The organism is Mesorhizobium sp. WSM4847 (assembly GCF_055811335.1).
In genome coordinates, this window is the sequence record NZ_JBVVPY010000001.1 from 320,640 (window position 1) to 336,664 (window position 16,025).

Genomic DNA, 16,025 nt, shown 5'->3' on the forward strand with positions numbered 1-16,025 from the left:
AATCTCCACGCAATCGAAGTTCCGTTCTCCGATGCGGTGGAACACCGGAATCCCGGAATTCAGCTCACGCAAATAACTGTTTGCGAAGGCTCGAAAAATTGCCTGTTCTGCTGCAATCTGATTCTTGTCGATCATTCGTTGCGGACGCCATGTCGCACAGACGCCGGGCAGGCGCTCTGCGCTGTTTCAAAGGTTTTGATGGCGCCGCGCGTGAAGGGCCAGCCTTGCTGCGGCCGCGGCTAAAACTAAACTACGATTGTCATGTTATCCTAGTCAGCTGCGCGGATCAACCTCCGAAGGCGGTCATCTGGGCAATGCCACCGCGGCTCATCTGGACAGTTCGATCTCGGTCGCGATTGCCCTATTAGCCGAAACGGTTGGCGCGGAAGGTTGCAAGCATGGGGTGCGGATTGCTGGAGGCGATTTCTTTGGCCAGCAATTCGCCGACGATCAGTCCAAGCGTGGCGCCGCTGTGGCTAAAGACGACGTGAAGATCGGCGACGGTCTCGACGGAGCCAAGCACCGGCTCGCCATCGCCGGGGATAGGCTTCGGGCCAACGGCGTAGGTTGCGAGTTGGAGCCGCGGATTGCCGTCGAGCACGGCGCTAGCTTCGTCGAGCAGTCCCTTTACGGTTTTGTCGTGCACGGTGTAGGTGCCGTCTGAGTTGACCACGACTTCTTCCTCCGACCATGCCGAATCCAAAACAAGTGCGCCATCCGGCGTCGGGCGCACCGCAACACGCGGCGTATTCAGCACGGCACGGAGGTGGGTCTTGATCGGTTTGGTCTTCAAGAGAAGTGAAATCGGCGTGGCGTCGGGGATATGGACTCCGATCTCCGCAAGCATGCAAGGCGTCGCTGGCCCTACGGCAAGGACGACCGCATCCGCCTCGACCGGCGCACCGTCAGCAGTGACGACGCCACGTGCGCGACCACCTGTGGCAACTATCCGCACGCGTCCTGCGTCCTGAACAAGCTTGCCGCCGCGGGAGCGGAATTCATTGAGCAGCAGATCGATCAAAGAGGGCAGGTCAACCCATCCTTCGCCAGGATTGAAGATCGCGCCCTGCGGGGTGATCGCACTGGCATCGATGCCGGGCGTCACTGCGCCAACTTCGGCAGGGTCGAGCAGAAGCGAGTCATAACCAATATCCTGCTCCAACTGCCACATCGACGCGATCTGGTTCGCCTCATCATCCGCATCCCAGGTGAGGCCGCCGTCAAAGCGAAGCCACGATGCGGTTTCCGGCCTTGTGGCGGCCAGGGTCCGATAACGATCGATGCCTGCAAGCCTCAAGCGGTGATAGGCTGTGTCCGCGCGTCGCGCTGAGTTCAGCCAGGAAAGTGAACGGCCGGATGCACCGTTGGACGGCACGCCGTCGTTGACAATGGTCACATCAAAGCCAAGGCGGGCGAGGTGCAGCGCGGTCGAGGTGCCAAAGATGCCTGCGCCGACAACGACGACATGACGCGGCTTTGGGGATGCAGTCATAGAGAAATCCTTTTACGCGGAAGATGGGCTGGGAGTGTGAGATCGCCACACGCGCGACGGGACTAGTAGTCCGACAGCTTCTTCATGTAGCGCCGGCCCTCGAGCATCGGCCGATCGCGCAAACCGGCCAGCTTGTAGGCAAAACGCCACAGAGTGTCGAAGAAGACCAAAGGCACGAGATAGGGTTTGATGTGTTCGGACATACCGCTGAGGTCGAGTTCGGCTCCATCGAGCACCAGGATGTTTTCCCGGCTGCCGTACTCGATAAGGAAATCGCGGGCGCGTTCGGAAAGGCTCCGCGTCTCGTCCAAACCCAGCAAGACAATGAAGCAAGCATCCTTATCCACGACTTCGAATGGGCCATGAAAGAACTCGTTCGCGTGTATTGCCTGCGAGTCGTACCACTGCATTTCCATGAGCACGCAGATGGCGTAGGAATAGGCCGCACCGTAGCTGGCGCCGCTGGCTAGTGTGTAGATTGCCTCTCGAGGTGCGAAGCGAGGGGCAAACGCCTCGAACCGGTCTGCGTAGGCCCGGTGCGCGCGCTCGATGGCCGGTTGAAGATGGCCCAGGGAGATCAGCAGGTCGTCGGTTAGCCCGCCATCCTCCCGAGCATCGATCAAACCGGCGAGCAGCATGTAGAGCACGCCGTAATTGCTGTAGGCTGCATCGATTGCTTTGCCCGTCGTGTACGAAGCCTGGTAGGCAATCGGGTGGTCGACCGCCCGCGCGAGGGGCGACGTCTGGTCGAGCGTCATGCCGATTGTCGTTGCGCCTCGCGTCCTGGCATGATTGGCCGCCCGCACTGTCTCCTTGGTGGTTCCTGTCTGCGAGCAAAGGACAACGAGCGTGTCAGGTCCCAACCGCCGCGGATCTCGGCAGACGAATTCATCCGCGTTGTAGCTGTCACAGGCGAATGTCCCATTGTGGCGGTCGAGGAAGTATTTGCCTGCCATCATGATCGAGAGCGAGCCGCCGCACGCCACGAGAAAGAGGTGCGAAAACTGCCCGCCCGCGGTGGCGTTCAGAGCGCGTTCTACGTCGGCAGGCAGGGCGGAAATCATGAGCATCCTCGTCTCGCTGACAGAGTTGGGGTCGGCGCGCAATTGACAGGTAGCAGTCATTGTGCGAACGTTATCACATCCTATAAGCTGAAAGTCCTGCAATGGTCAAGATTGCCGCGATGGGCGATAACGTGGTCGATTGCTACCTTGATCGCGGCGAGATGTATCCTGGCGGAAACTGCCTCAATGTTGCAGTCCACCTGAGCCGCTTCGGCGGGCAGTCGGCCTATGTTGGAGCGATCGGAAAAGACCGGGCTGGGGACCTGATCTGCACCGCACTGGCGTCGGAGCGCGTTGACATCACCCGATTGCGGCGCCTCGAAGGGCCGACCGCTTACTGCCTCATAGGTCACCACAACGCCGATCGGATTTTCCTGGATTTCGACCTCGGTGTTTCGATGTTCACGCCGACGCATGAAGATCTGGATTTTCTCTCAGGCTTTCAGGCCGTGCATATCGGCCAGTCCAGCGGATTAGACCCGTGGATTGCCTCAGTGTCAGGTAACTCTCTATTATCTTATGATTTTTCTACGCGACGGGAACCGGAGCACCGGCGCAAGATTGGACCTTTTTGCTATCTGGCTTCCGTCTCAGGGGATGGTCTCGACGACAAGGAATTGGCCGCAGTCGTATCCGAGCTGCTTGCATGTGGTTCAAAGTGGGTTTTGGTGACTCGCGGTCGAGCCGGCGCGGTGCTTCACAGAGACTCTGTCTCCTACCACACTCCGGCGCGGCTGGTCGAACCCGTCGACACCTTGGGCGCGGGCGACACCTTCATCGCCCGAATGCTACTCGGCCTGCTTAACGAAGAGGCGCCTCAGGACATTCTCCGCCATGCCGCAGAGGCGGCGGCTGCAACCTGCCAGTACTACGGCGCGATCGGCCATGCGTCAGCAATAGATATCGGGAACATGACGCCCGAGATCCTTAGCGGGGCCCGGCACGCTCCACCCGGGAAAGCTGTCTAGCTGCGAAATTCTCCGAAACAATTGACGCAAGGAACGGATAATGCTAGGGGAAGTGATAACGTTCTCATCCGCTCAACGAAACGCCGCCTAAGAGCATTTTTGATGGATCAGACGTCGAGTGGAACCGCAAGGCCGGGTTCGGCCGATTAAGAGGAGAAGACATGCAAACAAATTCGAGCAGGCGCCACCTGGTGAAATGCGGTCTGGCGCTGACCGTCGCGTTGGTGACAGGATTTGGCACATTGGCCTGGTCCACGAAGGCAAAGGCGAGCGACAACCCCTACAATCTAATCGACCCGATGGCGATCAGCGTCGGAACGATGGGCGATGCGAAGCCCTACGTCTTCACCGACGCCAATGGAAACTTCACCGGCTTCGATGCTGAACTCTTCCGCGACGTGGCGCGCCGGCTCGGGTTCAAGGAGGAGCAGATTGTTTTCACCGGCCAGGAATTCTCGGCGCTGCTGCCATCCGTCGCCAACGGCCGCTTCGACGTCGCTGTCGCCGCGATTGGCACGACTGCGGAGCGCAAGAAGACCGTGGATTTTAGCGACGGATATATCGCCGGCTATCTGTCGATCATTTCGGCCGATCCGGCTCTGACGAGCAATGAGAGCACCGCCGGAAAGCGCATCGGCGTCATCCAGGGGACGCTGCAGGAAATCTATGCCGAGAAGAATCTGAAGGGCGACATCGTCAAGTTCCCCGATAACAACACCGCAGTGGCGGCGCTGAACAACGGGACGATCGATGGCCATTTCACCGACTATGAGTCGGCCAAGCAGTATGTAGAACGCTACAAGAACCTGAAGATAACAATGAACGTGCCGTCTTTCGATGCGCCAGCTGGGTTCGTCGTCAAGAAAGGCAACGACGCCTTCCGCGAGGCACTGAACAAGGCGCTGCGCGAGGCCATGGATGATGGCACTTGGAAGCGGCTGCACGAAAAATGGTTCGCGGGCACCCCGATGCCGGATCAATATCTGCCCAAGAAGTGAGTTCGAGCGACTTTGCTGTGTTTCCGGCCGGGCCCGTGAGCAACGGTGCCCGGCCGAGTTATAGATGGACCTGATATGAGCTGGTTCGATACCTTCTCCCGCAGCTTCCTTGATTTCCAGGCGATGGCAGACGTTCTGCCAAACATGGTGATGGTCGGCCTCAAGAACACCCTGATCCTTGCCGTCGCCTCGACGTTTTTCGGGACGCTGATCGGTATCGTCCTCGCCGTGATGGGGATTTCCGAAAACCGGCCGCTGAAACTCCTCGCACGGGTCTACACCGATATCTTTCGTGGGCTTCCCGCCATTGTGACTATTCTAATCATTGGCCAGGGCTTCGCGCGGTTGGGCCGCGATCTGTTCGGTCCATCGCCTTATCCGCTGGGCATTCTGGCACTCAGCCTCATTGCCGGCGCCTACATCGGAGAAATTTTCCGGGCCGGCATTCAGAGCGTCGAGCGTGGTCAGATCGACGCCACCCGCACTCTCGGAATGACGTATGGCCAAGGCATGCGCCTGGTGGTGATCCCGCAAGGCATCCGCCGCGTCCTGCCGGCACTGGTCAACCAGTTCATCGGCAACGTCAAAGACTCCAGCCTGGTCTATTTCCTTGGCCTGCTCGCCTCCGAACGCGAACTGTTCCGTGTCGGCCAAGACCAGGCCGTGCTGACCGGCAATTTGTCACCACTCTTGCTGGCCGGCGTGTTCTATCTCGTGATCACGGTGCCGCTAACCCACCTCGTCAACTACATCGACGCGCGCATGCGCGTCGGCAAGCGTATCAGCGGCGTGCAGAGCGGCCTCAAGGAAGTCGCCGAGCTGGCTGACGCAGGTTTGCCGGGCGCAGCGAAGTCGCCCGCACGCTTCAAGGGTGGCAGCATCGAGGTCAAGAATATCGACATGGCCTACGGCGCCGTCCAGGTGCTCCATGACGTCAGTCTGAAAGTGGAGCCCGGGACGGTCACCTGCCTGATCGGCCCATCCGGCTCAGGCAAGTCGACCTTGCTGCGTTGCCTCAACCGCCTCGTCGAGTGTCGAGCCGGGGACATCCTGCTCGATGGCGAAAGCATCTACAGCCAGACCCCTGACCAGCTTCGGCGGCGTGTCGGCATGGTTTTCCAGCAATTCAACTTGTTCCCCGACCGCAGTGCGCTCGCCAACATCACCCTGGCGCTGCGCAAGGTAAAAGGCATGTCACGCGAGGAGGCTGAGCGCGCGGCCTTGGCGAGGCTGCATGAAGTCGGACTTTTGGAGCGAAAAGACCATCGGCCGGCAAATCTTTCGGGCGGACAGCAGCAGCGGGTGGCCATCGCGCGAGCCCTGGCCCTCGAACCCGAAATTATGCTGTTCGACGAAGTCACCAGCGCCCTCGATCCGGAATTGGTGAAGGGTGTCCTGAATTTAATGGCCGACCTCGGACGGGGCGGGATGACGATGGTCGTCGTTACGCACGAGATGAACTTCGCTCGCAAGGTTGCAAACCAGGTCGTATTCATGGACGAGGGACGGATTGTCGAGGCAGGGCGACCAGCGGACCTTTTCGACAATCCGCAGAGCCCACGTCTTCGGCGCTTTCTGTCTGAGGTGCTCTGATTGCAATAGTGTGTGCAACGGCGAGTGCTGCTGTTTTCGGGCTTGCGGGGCGGGCCTAACTGCCACTAGCTCGTCGTTACGACGCACGAATGGGCGGCGGGGCTTGCTGAGTGGTTCAAAGATCGTCGAAAAACGCAACCATCATAGAGGTTGCTCGCCGGGCCGGGGTCAGTTCCGCCACGGCGGGGCGTGTGCTTGGCGACTATGGCTACAGCAGCCCCGAGGTTCAGGAGAAGGTGCGCGCCGCCGCAACAGCGCTGGGCTATCGCCCCAATCGCCTGGCAAAAGGTCTGATCACCGGTAAGACGCAGACTATCGGAGTTGTGGTCGGCGACATCGAAAGCCCATTCTACGCGAGCGTCTTGCGTGGAATAGGGGATGTCGCGCGCCGTGGCGGCTTCGGGGTTATCGTTACGAATAGTGACGAAAATGCCGAACTCGAGCGAGAGGCAGTGCAACTGCTGCTGGAAAAACAGGTCGACGGTTTGATCGTCTCGTCGACCTTCGCGGATCAGCCGGATCATCTTCGTGAGGCAGTCGCGGCCCGCTGTCCCGTGGTGCAGTTCGACCGCATCGTGGCGGGCCTGGAAACCGATACCGTGGTGGTCGACAACGTGTCTGCAACGCGCAGCAGCATCGCTGCAATGATTGAGGCCGGACACAGCCGCATCGGCATACTGGCCGAACTAGGTCCGGGCCAGCGCGATGATGTCGGCTCGTTTGTCGCGAACGCTGACCTCTCCAGCGCCGAGGTTCGATACCACCATCCAAGCTGGCAACGGCTGTTGGGTTATCTGGAAGCCCATCGTGCCGCAGGAATCGAGCCGGATCTGCCGTTGATCCGCCGCGTGACGGTCTATTCCAGCGAGGCGGCCCGCAAAGAGGCGCTCGATCTGCTGACGATGCGCAATGCGCCGTCCGCCCTATTCACTGCCGACGGTGTGATGTCGACAGGCGTTCTGGAGGCGACTTCCGCACTGAAGCTTGCGATTCCAGGAGACGTTTCGCTGCTTTGCTTCGACGATCTCGACTGGATGCAGTTCGTGGCACAAGGTATCACAGCCATCGCGCAACCCGCCCATTTGATCGGAGCGGCGGCGGCGGAGCTTCTCTTGAAGAGGCTGGCGGAGGCCACCTTACCTTTCGAGCACCGTGTCCTGGCGGCCCGCTTGGTGGAGCGCAATTCGATTGCCGTGCATGTCTAAGGCTGGACGATCTGAAGTCCCCTGAGAGGGGAAGAAGGCCCGTCCCTGACATTCAATCCCTGCCTGCCTTGACCTACAACGGTCGTAGGTCATTCAGGAAAGCATCGCCAGGTCAGTTGAAACCGCTGACCTGAGCTTGCCTGGCGGTTCATTCACCAACACTGGCAACCCTAACGGCTTCGGCGCCGGTCCTCGTGAACGAGGACAGCCGCTGCGATGGCGGCGCTTGTCGTCTCGGCCGGGCGGGTGCACGAGCAGTTGTGAAATATATTTCTGTATGTGAATTTTATTGACACTCGAGCCAACTGCTGCGAATGATCAACCGCTGGGCCTCGGGAGGAGGTTCGGCCTCATCAACCACAAGCGGCGGCACGCAAGTGTCCGACCGCCCAATTGACCAGGCTTCGGCCGAGGGAGGACTCTTGCGCAAATTTTTGAGCATGCTCGCCATTTCGGCAGCCGCCACCACAGTATTGGGGGCAAGCCACGCCGCTGCCCAGGCCGCTAACCCGTTCAAGTGCGAGCCGGGTGAAAAATACGTCATGAACGTCATGGTTTCCGGCGTCGAATATTGGTTCCCGGTCTACGAGATGTTCAAGCAGGCTGGAAAACAGTTCGGCTGCGAGACCGAATATACCGGGACCCCCGAATACGACGTGAACAAGCAAATAGCGACGTTCGACCAGGCGCTGGCTCAGAAGCCGGCTGGCATCCTGGTCCATCCGATGAACTCCGATCCCTTCATCGAGCCAATCAATCGGGCCATTGAGCAGGGAACGGCAGTAGTCACATTCGCCGCAGACTCGCCCAACTCCAAACGAGTATCCTACATCACCTCCGACAACGTCGCCGAAGGCACCTATGCTGCCGATGCAGTCGCCAAGGCGATGGACGGCAAGGGCGAATACGCGGTCCTCGAAAACCCCGGGCAGGACAATCACGACAAGCGCATTGCCGCGTTCATCGCCCGCATGGAAGCCAAATGGCCGGATATGAAGCTCGTCGGCCGCGCTGCGTCGAACCAGGATGCGACGAAGGCCTATCAGGCCGTGCTCAGCCTTGCTCAGGCGCATCCCGATCTGGGCGCGGTGTTCATGCCGGAAGCCAACTCGGCAATCGGCGCAGCTCAGGCCGCCAAGGAAGGCGGCGGCAAGATCCGGGTCATGCTGGCCGACGTCAACCCCAAGATCCTCGACATGATCAAGGCCGGCGAAATCTTTGGCTCAGTCAACCCGAACCAGGGCATGCAGGGCTATATGGGGTTCATGCTGCTGTGGCTGGCCAAGCATCCTGAACTGATCGATCCGATGAACGACGCCCGGCGGTCGGGCTTCAACGGCATGAGCGTGCCCTTCGTCGACAACGGCTTTTCCATCGTCACCGCGGAAAATGCCGACGATTTCTATTGGGACGCCTACCTCAAGCGGCGCGGCACCAAGGGCATCGAGGAATAAGGCCCGCCGCTTCTGGAACTCCTTCGGAATGCTAGACCGGACGGGGCGCGTTCGCCCCGTCGACCCCGGCCATATCATCAATTTCAACGCTGAAGGGGGACGGAGTGACTGCCGCCGCCATTCTTGAAATCCGCGACATCTCGAAATCGTTCGGCGCCATCAAAGCGCTGACCGGGGTCGATTTCACGCTGCAGCGTGGCGAAATTCATGCGCTGTGCGGCGAGAACGGTGCGGGCAAGTCCACGCTGATGAATATCATCGCCGGCATTGTGCAACCCGACGAAGGCGCCATTCGTCTCGAAGGCAAGAACGTCACCATCTCATCGCCATCCGCCGCGCAGCGGCTTGGCATAGGCCTCGTCCATCAGGAAATCGCACTCTGCCAGGATGCCACGGTGGCCGAGAATATCCTCATGGCGGCCGTCAACAATCGGCGCGTGCCGCTGATGAATTTTCGCCGGCTCTACGCCGATGCGCAGAAGATAATGGACCTGCTGGCACCGATCCCGGTCGAGACGCCAGTCGCCGATCTTTCTATTTCCAACCAGCAACTTGTGGAAATCGCCAAGGCGCTGACGCTCGAATGCCGGGTGCTGATGCTCGACGAGCCGACGGCCGCGCTGACCGAGACCGAGGCGCAGCGCCTTTTCGCAATCGTCCGCGATCTCAAGGCGCGCGGAATTTCAATCATCTACATCAGCCATCGCATGGCGGAGGTCTTCAGCCTGTCCGACCGCGTCACGGTGTTTCGTGACGGCAGATACGTAGCGACCGATTCTATCGCTTCGGTCACTCCCAATGATGTCGTGCGCAAGATGGTCGGGCGCGAAATCACGCAGCTCTATCCGCAAAAGCTCTCGCCTGAACGGCGTACCGACCGCCCTGTGCTGTCGGTCGAAAATCTCTCCTATCGACAGGGTTCCGCTGGCGTCAGTTTCACGCTTCGAGCAGGCGAAATTCTTGGCGTTGGCGGGTTGATTGGCGCCGGTCGCAGCGAGATGGTCCAGACCGTTTGCGGCTTGCGCCCGAAAGTGTCGGGATCGGTCGAACTCAATGGCGAGCCGGTCAGCATCAGGACCTACAGCGATGCGGTGCGCGCAGGCCTCGTCTACCTCTCGGAGGACCGCAAGGCATCGGGCCTGTTCCTCGACCTGTCGGTTGCATCCAATATCTCCGCGCTCGACCTTCGGAAGCTGACCACGCCGCTTGGGCTGCTCGATCGCCGCGCCGAGAAAAAGCAAGCCACCGACCTGGTCGTGCGCCACGGTGTGCGCATGGGCGGCATCGAGACACAGGTGTCGACCCTCAGCGGTGGCAACCAGCAGAAAGTCGCCATCGCCAGGCTTCTGTCGGTCGGCCCCAAAGTGGTCATTCTGGACGAACCCACACGCGGGGTCGATGTCGGCGCCAAAGTGGAAATTCATCGCCTGCTGCGCGATCTCGCCGAGCGGGGCGTCGGCGTCATCGTGATTTCATCTGAGCTTCCGGAATTGATCGGACTGAGCGACCGGGTGCTTGTCATACACGAAGGTGCCATCGTCGGCGAACTGGGGGCTGACGAATTGACCGAAGAGGCAATCATGCTGCTGGCTTCGGGTCTCCGGCAGCAACGATCAAACGCAAGGCAGGTTCAGAATGTCGCTTAGACAGACCGGAGGAACCCTCATGGACGCTGAAATCAAGGCGAGCGCCCCCGGGCTTGGCGGGCGCAACTGGCTGCGTCTTGGGTCGATGCGCGAGGCGGGGCTGATCGCTATCATGCTGGCGCTGTGCATCGCCATGACATTCGCTTCGCCGCATTTCCTGACTTGGGGAAATTTCCGCGCCATGCTGATGAGCTTCTCCATTGAAGGCATCGTCGTGGTCGGCATGACGATACTCCTCATTGTCGGCGGCATCGACCTTTCCGTCGGGTCGGTGGTCTGCTTCTCCATGGTCGTCTCAGGCGCTCTGTTCCTGATGGGTCTGGACCCGTGGACCGCGAGCCTCATCGGCATAGGCGCCAGCGCGCTGATCGGCGCGGTGATGGGCTTCTTCGTGACCGTTATCGGGCTCAATCACTTCATCACATCGCTGGCGGCGATGGTGATCGTGCGCGGTCTCTGTCTTGTCATCACCAAGGGAACCCCGCTGTCGCTGTTCACCCTGCCGCCCGGGTTCAAGGCGATCGGCCAGGGCAGCTTCGGCAATGTGCCTTATGTCATCGTCATCTTTGTTGTGGTCGTGGCCATATTCGATTTTCTGCTTCGGCGTGCCACGGCCTTCCGCAAGGTCTTTTATACCGGCAGCAACGAGAAGGCGGCCCAATTTTCAGGCATCAAGACCAAGCAGGTCAAATTCTGGGTCACGGTTCTCTGCTCCACCCTCGCGGGCTTTGCCGGCGTCATCTATATGTCACGCTTTGGCGCTGCGACCCCGACCTTCGGCGCTGGCATGGAGCTCAACATCATCGCCGCGGCGGTGATTGGCGGAGCATCGCTCAATGGCGGCTCGGGCACCATCTTCGGCGCCATACTGGGCATGGCGCTGCTCTCGGTCGTCACAAGCTCGCTGATCCTGCTCGACGTTTCCGTCTATTGGCAGGACATGATCAAGGGATGCATCCTGCTCGCGGCGGTATCGATCGACCACTTCCTGCACCGCAGGAAGTCCTGAGCAGCAGCACGAGAGTTGAGCATCCATCATGTCACCACCCAATTCGCGGGACGACGTCACGATCGTCCGCCAGATGTATCAGGCGCTTGTGCTTCATTACATGGAAGCCAAGACGCAGGCGGAAATCGCCAAGGAGCTCGGCATCTCGCATGCGACCGTCAACCGCCTCATCAAACGCGGTCATCAACTCGGGCTTGTCGAGATCAAGATCAAGTCGCCGGTCGAGCAACTGATCGACATCGAGGCGCGACTTGTCGCGATCGGTGGACTCCAAAGGGCCGTCGTCGTCCCCTCCGTTTCGGACAATCCGCAGACTGCGCTTCAGCGTGTCGGTGAGGCCGCAGCCAGGCTGGTGCTCGAGACGATCAAGGACGGCGACACGATTTCCATCACCGGGGGCAAGGGGGTGAGTGCCGTCGTCGCCGGCCTCAAGCCGAGCCGCAGCTACGACGTCGAGGTTGTTCCCGCGACCGGCCTGGTCCAGGGCAAGCATTACACCGACGTCAATCATGTCGCGTCTCTGATGGCCGACAAGCTCGGCGGGCGCGCCTATCAGATTCACGCGCCGCTGTTTGCCGACAGCCCGGCCCAACGTGACATGCTGATGGGCGTCCGGGCCGTTTCGGACGTCTTCAACAAGGCGCGCGAAGCAACGCTTGCGGTCGTCGGCATCGGCTCCATCCTGGCCGACGATTCGAGCTACTACGATCTGCACCCGTCCTCGAGCGCCGACCGGCTGGCCATCGAGCGCTCGGGCGCGGCGGGCGAACTGCTCGCCCATCTCATAGACGGCGACGGCAAGCTCGCCGACTACAGCCTCAACCGCTCACTGGTCTCGCTGACGCTCGAGGAATTCGCGACCATTCCGCAGTCGATCGGGGTCGCAAGCGGCGCCAGCAAGGTGGTCCCGATCCTCAGTGCCATGCGCGGCTCTCACCTAGACACTCTCGTCACCGACGAAACCACCGGCTTGAAGATCCTCGAGCTCGCCGAAGGAAATGCAGCATGAATACTCGACAAATCACCCGCTCAATCGGCAAGTCCGGCGTTGTAGCTTCGGCGGTGGGACTCGGCACCTGGGCCATCGGCGGCTGGATGTGGGGTGGCACGGATGAAGCAGAATCGATCGCCGCCATCCAGGCCTCCTTCGATGCCGGCGTTTCGCTGATCGACACCGCGCCGGCTTACGGTCTTGGCCGCAGCGAAGAGATCGTCGGCAAGGCCATCAAGGACCGGCGCGACCGCGCGGTCATCGCCAGCAAATGTGGCCTCAACTGGCATTCGAAAAAGGGCAACCATTTCTTCGATCAGGATGGAACGCCGGTGAACCGATATCTGGGCGCCGACGGCATCGCTTATGAAGTGGAACAGAGCCTGCGGCGGCTCGGCACCGACTATATCGATCTCTACATCACCCACTGGCAGGACCCGACGACACCCATTGCCGAAACAATGGAAGCGCTCGAACGCCTCAAATCCGCTGGCAAGATCCGCGCCATCGGCGCCAGCAATCTCAATCCTGCCGAGCTGCAGCAGTATGTCGCCGCTGGCCAGCTCGACGCGATCCAGGAAAGATATTCGATGCTGGATCGCGAGATCGAGCAGACATTGCTGCCGATCGCGCGCCAGCATCAAGTTGCAGCACTCAGTTACTCGTCGCTTGCACTTGGCCTGCTCTCAGGCGCCATCGATCCGGCGCGTGAGTTCAGCGGCGACGACCAGCGCAAGGACAATCCGCGCTTCTCTCAGGCTAACCGGCGCAAGGTAGCTGCGTTGAAACATGCCCTGGCCCCGGTCGCGGAGGTCCACCAGGCAAGCATGGCGCAGATCGTCATCGCCTGGACGCTGGCGCAACCCGGCATCACCTTCGCGTTGTGTGGAGGGCGAAACGCGACGCAGGCGCTCGACAACGCCAGGGCAGGGGAGATTTTACTGAGCGCCGCGGAACTGGGGGCCATCGATGCGGCGGTGGCCGGGCATCTCGTAGCGATAGACGCGTGATCGAAAGCGCGTCCTGAGATGAATCGCATCCAGACGATCGCCGGCTTGCGCGAGAACCCCGATGTTGACGTCCTCGTCATAGGCGGCGGCATCAACGGCATCAGCGTGTTTCGCGAACTCGCTTTGCAGGGCGTCGATGTGCTGCTCGCCGAAAAGGGCGATTATTGTGGCGGCGCCAGCGCAGCGCTCTCGCGCATGGTTCATGGCGGCTTGCGCTACCTTGAAAACGGCGAGTTCAAGCTGGTCCGCGAATCTCTGCTCGAACGCGATCGGCTATTGAAGAACGCGCCGCATTACGTTGCGCCACTGCCAACCACAGTGCCAATCTTCGACCTGTTCTCAGGCATGGCAAATGGCGCATTCCGCTTCCTTGGGCTGAGCCGTCGTCCGGGTCGGCGCGGCGCATTGGTCATCAAGACCGGCCTGGCGATGTATGACTTCTTCACCGCCGCCCGGCGTATCGTCCCGACGCACAAGTTCAGGAGCCGCGCTGAAACACTCAAGGTCTGGCCTGCAATCAATCCTGCTATCCGCAATTCGGCGACATACTATGACGCCTGGGTCAGCCACCCCGAGCGGCTGGGTACCGAGATGCTGCGCGACACCATGAACGAAAAGCCATCCGCTCGAGCGCTCAACTATGCACGTGTATCGCTTGGTGACGCGAGCCTTGCGCTCAACGACGGACTGTCTGGCGAAACGATCGCTGTGAAGCCGCGGCTCGTCGTCAACGCCACAGGCGGCTGGATCGACCTGACCAATTCGGCTATCGGAGCCGTTGCGCCGAAGCTGATGGGCGGCACCAAAGGTTCCCATCTGATCGTCGATAATCGCGAGCTTCACGACGCGCTCGACGGCCACATGATCTATTACGAGAACGAGGACGGCCGGATCTGCATCCTGTTCCCCTATCTCGGCAATGTGCTGGTCGGCTCGACGGATATCCGTGCCGACGATCCCGACCAGGCGCGCTGCGAGGACGACGAGCGGCAATACATCAGGCAATCCCTGTCCTTCGTGTTTCCCGGGATCGAGATCGCTGATTCCGACATCGTCTTTCAGTTCACCGGGGTGAGGCCGCTACCGATAAGCCAGGTCAGTTTTACCGGGCGCATTCCCCGCGATCATTTCTGCGAGCTCATCGAGGGCGGCGGTATGGTGCCGCCGACGCTGTGCATGATCGGCGGGAAATGGACAACCTTCCGGTCGTTCGGCGAACTGGCAGCGGATATTGTGCTCGAGCGATTGTGCCGACAGCGCATCGTCGGCACCGAAAACATGCCGATCGGCGGCGGCCGGCATTTTCCCATGGCCCCCCAAAAATGGTGCGCAGAAGGCGCGGCGGCGCATGGCCTGTCGCTTGACCGTATGCGCAGCCTCTTCGAGCGCTACGGCACCATGGCGGACGCCGTCGCCGCCTATTTGGCAGCGGGACAGGACGAGCTTTTGCCTGGCAGCGACTACTCGGCCCGGGAAATTCAGTATCTCATCGCCAATGAATATGTCGAACAGCTGGAGGACCTGCTGCTCCGCCGCACGACAATCGCCATCACCGGTGCTCTCTCTTCCGATCTTCTCGACGCGGTTCTCGATATTCTCGCTGTCGAAAAAAGCTGGGACGCTGCGCGCAAAGCATTCGAGCGCGCCGATTTCCTTGCCCTGTTGCAACGCCAGCATGGCGTCGATCTCGACCAGCTATCGCAAAAAGACCAAGGAAGGAGCGCCGAATGCGCATCAACAAGAAAGTCCGCATGAACCGGCTGTTCGGCGGGGCGCGCTGTCTCGACGTCGCGATCGACCATGGCGTATGCAACGAGCCGACGTTCCTGGAAGGGCTGGAGGATATGGCTGGCGTCGTCGCCCAACTGGTCGCCGCGGGACCGGACGCCATTCAGATGAATTATGGCCAGGCCGATCTGCTGCAGTCCCTGCCTGGCAAGGACAAGCCGGCATTGGTCATGCGCATAGACATGGGCAATCCATACAACAAAACCCGCCATCGCTCGATGTGGGCCATCCTGCAGAACGAAGCCGAGCCGCTGATCGGCGCGTTGGAGATGGACGCGGCCTGCGTGGTCGTCAATCTGTTCATGCTGCCCGACGAGCCGGACCTGTTTCGGCAATGCGTCCACAACATTGCCAGGGTTCGCGCCGACTGTGAAAGATATGGCTTGCCGCTGATGATCGAGCCGCTGGCAATGCTGCCCAATTCAGAACGCGGAGGCTACATGGTCGACGGCGACCCCGAAAAGATCGTCACCCTGACCCGGCTCGCCAGCGAGATGGGCGCCGACATCATCAAGGCGGATCCGACCACCGATCCGAACGACTTCCACCGGGTGGTGGCGGCGGCACGCTGTCCTGTCCTTGTGCGCGGTGGGGGCAGGGAGGATTTGCGCGCCGTCTTCGACAAGTCGGCGGCGCTGATGGCACAAGGCGCAGCCGGCATGGTCTATGGCCGCAACATATACCAGCATTCCAACCCTCGCGCCGTCGTGAGAGGATTGATGGCGATCATCCATGAGAATGCCGACGGCGCGGCGGCCTGGGAGCTCTACCAGCAAGACTAATCTTTGCAGCTTGGGAGGAGCTTCA

The 16,025-nt window shown here is 60.6% G+C and carries 13 protein-coding genes; 11 read left to right on the forward strand and 2 right to left on the reverse strand.

Going from position 1 to position 16,025, the window contains the following annotated elements; all coding sequences use genetic code 11:
• Positions 1–364 precede the first annotated feature (364 nt).
• Positions 365–1,492: an NAD(P)/FAD-dependent oxidoreductase gene (locus tag AC0L28_RS01500; protein WP_473475157.1), complete on the reverse strand. Its 1,128-nt coding sequence runs from the start codon at positions 1,490–1,492 to the stop codon at positions 365–367.
• 62 nt (positions 1,493–1,554) lie between these two features.
• Positions 1,555–2,556, reverse strand: coding sequence for an SIS domain-containing protein (locus AC0L28_RS01505; protein ID WP_473475158.1), 1,002 nt, complete (start codon positions 2,554–2,556; stop codon positions 1,555–1,557).
• A 101-nt stretch (positions 2,557–2,657) separates the two neighbouring features.
• Here AC0L28_RS01505 and AC0L28_RS01510 point away from each other — a divergent pair, with 101 nt between their 5' ends.
• From AC0L28_RS01510 to AC0L28_RS01560, 11 genes are all read left to right on the forward strand, one after another.
• The gene (locus tag AC0L28_RS01510) at positions 2,658–3,524 is read left to right on the forward strand and encodes a PfkB family carbohydrate kinase (protein WP_287172667.1); all 867 of its coding nucleotides are present in this window, start codon (positions 2,658–2,660) and stop codon (positions 3,522–3,524) included.
• A gap of 161 nt (positions 3,525–3,685) precedes the next feature.
• Positions 3,686–4,522, forward strand: coding sequence for an ABC transporter substrate-binding protein (locus tag AC0L28_RS01515; RefSeq protein WP_128172106.1), 837 nt, complete (start codon positions 3,686–3,688; stop codon positions 4,520–4,522).
• 75 nt (positions 4,523–4,597) lie between these two features.
• The gene (locus AC0L28_RS01520) at positions 4,598–6,115 is read left to right on the forward strand and encodes an amino acid ABC transporter permease/ATP-binding protein (protein ID WP_128172107.1); all 1,518 of its coding nucleotides are present in this window, start codon (positions 4,598–4,600) and stop codon (positions 6,113–6,115) included.
• Between the two features lie 110 nt (positions 6,116–6,225).
• The gene (locus tag AC0L28_RS01525) at positions 6,226–7,320 is read left to right on the forward strand and encodes a LacI family DNA-binding transcriptional regulator (protein ID WP_287374676.1); all 1,095 of its coding nucleotides are present in this window, start codon (positions 6,226–6,228) and stop codon (positions 7,318–7,320) included.
• Between the two features lie 422 nt (positions 7,321–7,742).
• On the forward strand, positions 7,743–8,774 hold the full coding sequence (locus AC0L28_RS01530; protein WP_473475160.1) for a substrate-binding domain-containing protein: 1,032 nt from the start codon (positions 7,743–7,745) through the stop codon (positions 8,772–8,774).
• Positions 8,775–8,878: 104 nt separating this feature from the next.
• Positions 8,879–10,420 carry a sugar ABC transporter ATP-binding protein gene (locus tag AC0L28_RS01535; RefSeq protein WP_473475162.1) on the forward strand — a complete coding sequence of 514 codons (1,542 nt, stop codon included), beginning with the start codon at positions 8,879–8,881 and terminating at the stop codon, positions 10,418–10,420.
• A gap of 19 nt (positions 10,421–10,439) precedes the next feature.
• On the forward strand, positions 10,440–11,429 hold the full coding sequence (locus tag AC0L28_RS01540) for an ABC transporter permease (protein WP_128245196.1): 990 nt from the start codon (positions 10,440–10,442) through the stop codon (positions 11,427–11,429).
• 28 nt (positions 11,430–11,457) lie between these two features.
• Positions 11,458–12,438, forward strand: a complete 981-nt coding sequence (locus AC0L28_RS01545; protein ID WP_128167893.1) for a sugar-binding transcriptional regulator — start codon at positions 11,458–11,460, stop codon at positions 12,436–12,438.
• Positions 12,435–13,430, forward strand: a complete 996-nt coding sequence (locus tag AC0L28_RS01550; RefSeq protein WP_287172663.1) for an aldo/keto reductase — start codon at positions 12,435–12,437, stop codon at positions 13,428–13,430. The genes AC0L28_RS01545 and AC0L28_RS01550 overlap by 4 nt, the downstream gene beginning before the upstream one ends.
• Positions 13,431–13,448: 18 nt before the next feature.
• Positions 13,449–15,185: a glycerol-3-phosphate dehydrogenase/oxidase gene (locus AC0L28_RS01555; protein ID WP_473475164.1), complete on the forward strand. Its 1,737-nt coding sequence runs from the start codon at positions 13,449–13,451 to the stop codon at positions 15,183–15,185.
• The gene (locus AC0L28_RS01560; RefSeq protein ID WP_287172658.1) at positions 15,158–16,000 is read left to right on the forward strand and encodes a class I fructose-bisphosphate aldolase; all 843 of its coding nucleotides are present in this window, start codon (positions 15,158–15,160) and stop codon (positions 15,998–16,000) included. The genes AC0L28_RS01555 and AC0L28_RS01560 overlap by 28 nt, the downstream gene beginning before the upstream one ends.
• Positions 16,001–16,025: the final 25 nt, after the last annotated feature.

What these genes read in the sequence shown, in the direction of transcription:
- AC0L28_RS01510 (WP_287172667.1), top strand. Translation starts at nt 2,658, where the DNA reads ATGGTCAAGATTGCCGCGATGGGCGATAACGTGGTCGATTGCTACCTT.
- AC0L28_RS01540 (WP_128245196.1), top strand. Translation starts at nt 10,440, where the DNA reads ATGGACGCTGAAATCAAGGCGAGCGCCCCCGGGCTTGGCGGGCGCAAC.
- AC0L28_RS01515 (WP_128172106.1), top strand. Translation starts at nt 3,686, where the DNA reads ATGCAAACAAATTCGAGCAGGCGCCACCTGGTGAAATGCGGTCTGGCG.
- AC0L28_RS01550 (WP_287172663.1), top strand. Translation starts at nt 12,435, where the DNA reads ATGAATACTCGACAAATCACCCGCTCAATCGGCAAGTCCGGCGTTGTA.
- AC0L28_RS01560 (WP_287172658.1), top strand. Translation starts at nt 15,158, where the DNA reads ATGCGCATCAACAAGAAAGTCCGCATGAACCGGCTGTTCGGCGGGGCG.
- AC0L28_RS01555 (WP_473475164.1), top strand. Translation starts at nt 13,449, where the DNA reads ATGAATCGCATCCAGACGATCGCCGGCTTGCGCGAGAACCCCGATGTT.
- AC0L28_RS01520 (WP_128172107.1), top strand. Translation starts at nt 4,598, where the DNA reads ATGAGCTGGTTCGATACCTTCTCCCGCAGCTTCCTTGATTTCCAGGCG.
- AC0L28_RS01505 (WP_473475158.1), bottom strand. Translation starts at nt 2,556, where the DNA reads ATGATTTCCGCCCTGCCTGCCGACGTAGAACGCGCTCTGAACGCCACC.
- AC0L28_RS01545 (WP_128167893.1), top strand. Translation starts at nt 11,458, where the DNA reads ATGTCACCACCCAATTCGCGGGACGACGTCACGATCGTCCGCCAGATG.
- AC0L28_RS01500 (WP_473475157.1), bottom strand. Translation starts at nt 1,492, where the DNA reads ATGACTGCATCCCCAAAGCCGCGTCATGTCGTCGTTGTCGGCGCAGGC.